This is a genomic window from Microvirga sp. GN3 (genome assembly GCF_055792825.1).
In genome coordinates this window covers 1-3,842 of sequence record NZ_JBVVAK010000306.1, presented here as the reverse complement: position 1 = coordinate 3,842, position 3,842 = coordinate 1, and the positions used below count along the sequence as shown (strand labels likewise).

At 65.4% G+C, this 3,842-nt stretch carries 3 protein-coding genes; all 3 read right to left on the bottom strand.

Annotation, left to right across the window (positions count from 1 at the left end; translation table 11 throughout):
* Positions 1 to 193: 193 nt before the first annotated feature.
* From ACS5Q1_RS46900 to ACS5Q1_RS46890, 3 genes are read right to left on the bottom strand one after another with little or no spacing between them, the layout of a single operon-like run.
* Entirely contained in the window at positions 194 to 1,429 is a 1,236-nt protein-coding gene (locus ACS5Q1_RS46900) for an ABC transporter permease (protein WP_473104626.1), read from the bottom strand.
* Positions 1,426 to 2,181: an ABC transporter ATP-binding protein gene (locus ACS5Q1_RS46895; RefSeq protein WP_473104625.1), complete on the bottom strand. Its 756-nt coding sequence runs from the start codon at positions 2,179 to 2,181 to the stop codon at positions 1,426 to 1,428. Before ACS5Q1_RS46895 ends, ACS5Q1_RS46900 begins: the two co-directional genes overlap by 4 nt.
* Positions 2,166 to 3,542: an efflux RND transporter periplasmic adaptor subunit gene (locus ACS5Q1_RS46890; RefSeq protein ID WP_473104624.1), complete on the bottom strand. Its 1,377-nt coding sequence runs from the start codon at positions 3,540 to 3,542 to the stop codon at positions 2,166 to 2,168. The genes ACS5Q1_RS46895 and ACS5Q1_RS46890 overlap by 16 nt, the downstream gene beginning before the upstream one ends.
* Between the last annotated feature and the right edge of the window lie 300 nt (positions 3,543 to 3,842).

The following is a 3,842-nucleotide window of genomic DNA, read 5'->3' as shown; positions in this document are numbered from 1 at the left end:
TGCCGATGTCGATGCCAAGGGTGGCAACTTGCTGAAGCGGAGCTTTGGGCATGGCTCAAATCCTCGTGCTGGGCGCCCCAGATGAAGGGTGCGCCGGTAAGCACGGCCGGTCCATCCCATTAGCAGTCCTTGGGGAACAAGAGCAGACGTCCAACTGTGCCGCCAAAGGGCCCACCCGAAGATCCATCCTATCCTATTCGAAACGGAGTGCCTCAATGGGATCCAGCAGCGCGGCTTTGTGGGCAGGATAGAACCCGAAGAACACTCCGATGGCCCCGGAAAAGGCAAACCCAAGTGCAATCGACGCCGGGCTCACCCAAATCGGCCACCCCGCCAACTTGCCAACCCCAACTGCCACAAGCACGCCCACACCCACTCCGAGCAGGCCGCCCAATACGCATAGCATGGTAGCTTCGACCAAAAATTGGTTCCGAACATCTCGTCGGCGTGCCCCAAGCGCCTGGCGCAGGCCAATCTCGCGGGTCCGCTCGGTGACCGAGACCAGCATGATGTTCATGATGCTGATCCCGCCAACCATCAGCGAAACCGAAGCAATCGCAGCCAGCAGGAAGGTGAGGGACCGGGTAGCCGCCGCACGGGCCTCCATGGTTTCGGACGGCTTGCGGATCTGAACATCATCCGGCGCATCGGAGGCCAGCCTGTGTCGCTGCCGCAGTAATCGGCGGATCTGCTCTTGCGCCGAGACGCTCGCCTCGTCCGAGACGACCTTGACCATAATGAAGTCTACTGCATTCCGGCTCACCTTGTGGCTTCCGAGTACGCGGAGCTTGGCGGTAGACAACGGGATCAGTACAACATCATCCTGGTCGCGGCCATTACCTGCGTTCTGCCCTTTCCTACTCAGAACGCCGATGACGGTGAACGGAACATTGGCTATCCGAACCACTTGGCCGAGAGGGTCCTTGTCCTCAAACAGCTTGTCGACGACAGCCCCTCCGAGCAGGACTACCTTGGCGGCGGTGTCGACCTCATCAAGAGTGAAGCCGCGTCCCGTCTCGACTCGCCAGTCGCGCGCGACCAGGTAGGCCGGAGTGATGCCGCCGGCGAGGGTGGACCAGTTGGCATTGCCATGCACGACCTGGGTGGCTCCTGAAGTCGTTGGTGCTGCAACGGCCACTCCAGGCACTTCGCTCGCTATTGCGGCCGCATCCTCCTCGGTCAGACTCTGACGCGAGCCAGCTCCCAAGCGCACACCGCCTTGGTTTGACGAACCGGGCTGGATCATCAAGAGGTTGGCGCCAAGCGAGCGGATCTGCTCGTCGATCTGGCTTTGAGCTCCACTGCCAATCGCCACCATGGTGATCAGGGCGGCCACGCCGATGATCATCCCGAGCATGGTCAAAGTGCTGCGCAGGAGATTGGCCCTAACCGCACGCCAAGCAATGCGGATGGTTTCTGCCATATTCATGACACCACCATCTCTGGACAGGTCAGCGCTTGTGAGATCCTGTTTCCTGAGCCAACGTTCAGTGCAGGTGGTCCATCGCTGATCGCGCGACCGTCCTGCATGCGCACGATGCGCTGCGCACAAGCAGCCACCGCAGGATCGTGGGTGACGAGGACGATGGTCCGCCCAGCTCGGTTCAGATCTTGGAGCAGAGCCATGATCTCGCGCCCCGTGGCGGTGTCGAGGGCACCGGTCGGCTCATCGGCGAGAATCAGGCTCGGTCCTGCCGCGAGCACTCGTGCAATCGCCACCCTTTGCTGCTCCCCGCCGGATAGCTGACCAGGCCAATGGTGCTGACGGTGGCCAAGGCCGACTTTCTCAAGCGCCACCGCCGCCCGCCGTCGCCGTTCGCTCCTGGGGATGCCGGCATACGTCATGGCCAGTTCCACGTTCTCGATTGCGGTGCTGCGTCCGAGCAGGTTGAACGCCTGAAAGATGAAGCCGATGTCCCTTGCGCGAACCCGCGCGCGCTCGTCCGGACTCAAGTTCATGACGTCGCGCCCGGCGAGGAGGAGACAGCCGCCGGCGGACGGATGATCCAGCAGGCCGAGCAGGTGCATCAGGGTCGACTTGCCGGAGCCGGACGGCCCCATGATGGCGATGAACTCCCCCGCCTCGAGGGTGAGGCTGACGCCGCGCAGCGCCGCGACGGTAGTGTCGCCAAGTCTGTGCTCCTTACAAAGATTGGTGGCTTGAATCAGCGGCGGGGCCACAGGGTGCCTCCCAGGCGGGCAAGGAGCGAGCCGTCGGCAGGCGCTGCCGCGACGCCGACGATTACCTGCTGCTCCGGGTGCAGCGGGCCGGCGACGACCTCAGTGGCGCTGGCGTTGCTCCGTCCGGTCCGGACCGGGACCTTGACGGGGCGGCTCCCGTCCAGCACCCAAACGGCAGTGACGCCGCCCTCGGCCGCTTGGGCAGCGCCTGGTGTGGCCTCCTCCGAGGGGCGGAAACGCAGGGCCGCGTTGGGAATGCGCAGCACGTCCTTGGCTTGGTCGATGGTGATCTGCGCCAAAGCGGTCATGCCGGGCAGCAGCGCCAGGTCGGGGTTCGAAGCCGACAGCACCACGGTGTAGGTGACCACGTTCTGGACCAGGCTCGGCGCCTTGCGGATCTGGGCAACCTTGGCGGCGAAGGCCCGGCCGGGACTGGCATCGACGGTGAAGGCGGCGGCCTGCCCGGGCCGGATGCGGCCGATGTCAGCCTCGTCGACCCGGGCGTGAACCTCCATCTGGCGCAGATCCTGGGCGATGACGAACAGGGTCGGCGCCGACAGGGTGGCGGCGACGATCTGACCGCGATCAACATCCTTGCCGATGACCTCCCCGTCGGCGGGCGCACGAATGACAGTGTTCGCCAGATCGGCCTCGGCTTGGTCGAGCACGGCCGCCTGCTGCTTGAGCAGGGCCTCGGCGAAGGCGAGTTGCGAGGCCGCGGACCGGTGGTCGGCTCCGGCAGCCAGCAAGGCGGAGTCGGCGCCAGTGCGCTCGGCCTCGGCCGCCTGCAGCGCCGCCTCGGCCGACTGAACCGCCGCCAGGGCGCTATCACCGGCGGCCTGCGACATCGTCGAGCGGTCGACGAGGGTCTGCTTGCGCGCGAAGTCGCGGCGGGCGTTCTCCGCCCGAGCCCGCGCCCCTTCGACGTTGGCGTGCGCCATCTGGACGGCCGAGCGGGCGCGGAGGAGGCCGGCCGCCATGCGGTCGATACCAGCCTTGGCCATGACGACCCGCGCTTTGGCGCTGTCAAGCGCGGCCTGGGCCTGCCGCACCCGGGCCTCGAAGGCCGTGGTGTCGAGGCGGGCCACAGGCTGGCCTTTGGTGACGCGGTCGTTGAAGTCGACCAGCACCTCGGCAATCTGGCCCGAGAGCTGGGAGCTTACCTTGACAGTCCCAACGGCGTTGAGGGTGCCGGTCGCCGACAGACTGGTGCGGATGTCGCCCCGGTCGACCGGAGCGGTGATGTATCTGGGGGCAGACGCGGCTGGCTGGAGCGCGCCCGGGATGGCACTTGGCGGCACCAGGGAAGCGGCGGAGCCGAGCGCCGTGCCCAAGACCAAGATCCAATAGCGACGTTTCATAATTCAGCCCCACATGCTTCTGGCGATGCTGCTTTTGCGCTGCGTGCTCCTGGACGTGACCACAGTATAACGGCCGTCGCGTGGCCCCGAAGTGAGCAAGGGACCCGCCGCGGGGTGCCGCGGCGGGATGAAGGCTGTGATTTGGGCTAACCGGCTTTGGCCTAGGGAACTGGCTGCTCTAGCCCACCCTATTCATGAGACATGTTGATGTTTGCCGTTCTGGACTGCGATCGCGGGCGCTCGTTGCGTCTGTTTCATCGCGATGAGGTCTGGAATATGGGGAACGCGTTGGCAGGAGTT

Bases quoted from the DNA above. Each gene is read 5' to 3' on its own strand.
- ACS5Q1_RS46900 (WP_473104626.1), bottom strand. From the start codon at position 1,429: ATGAATATGGCAGAAACCATCCGCATTGCTTGGCGTGCGGTTAGGGCC.
- ACS5Q1_RS46890 (WP_473104624.1), bottom strand. From the start codon at position 3,542: ATGAAACGTCGCTATTGGATCTTGGTCTTGGGCACGGCGCTCGGCTCC.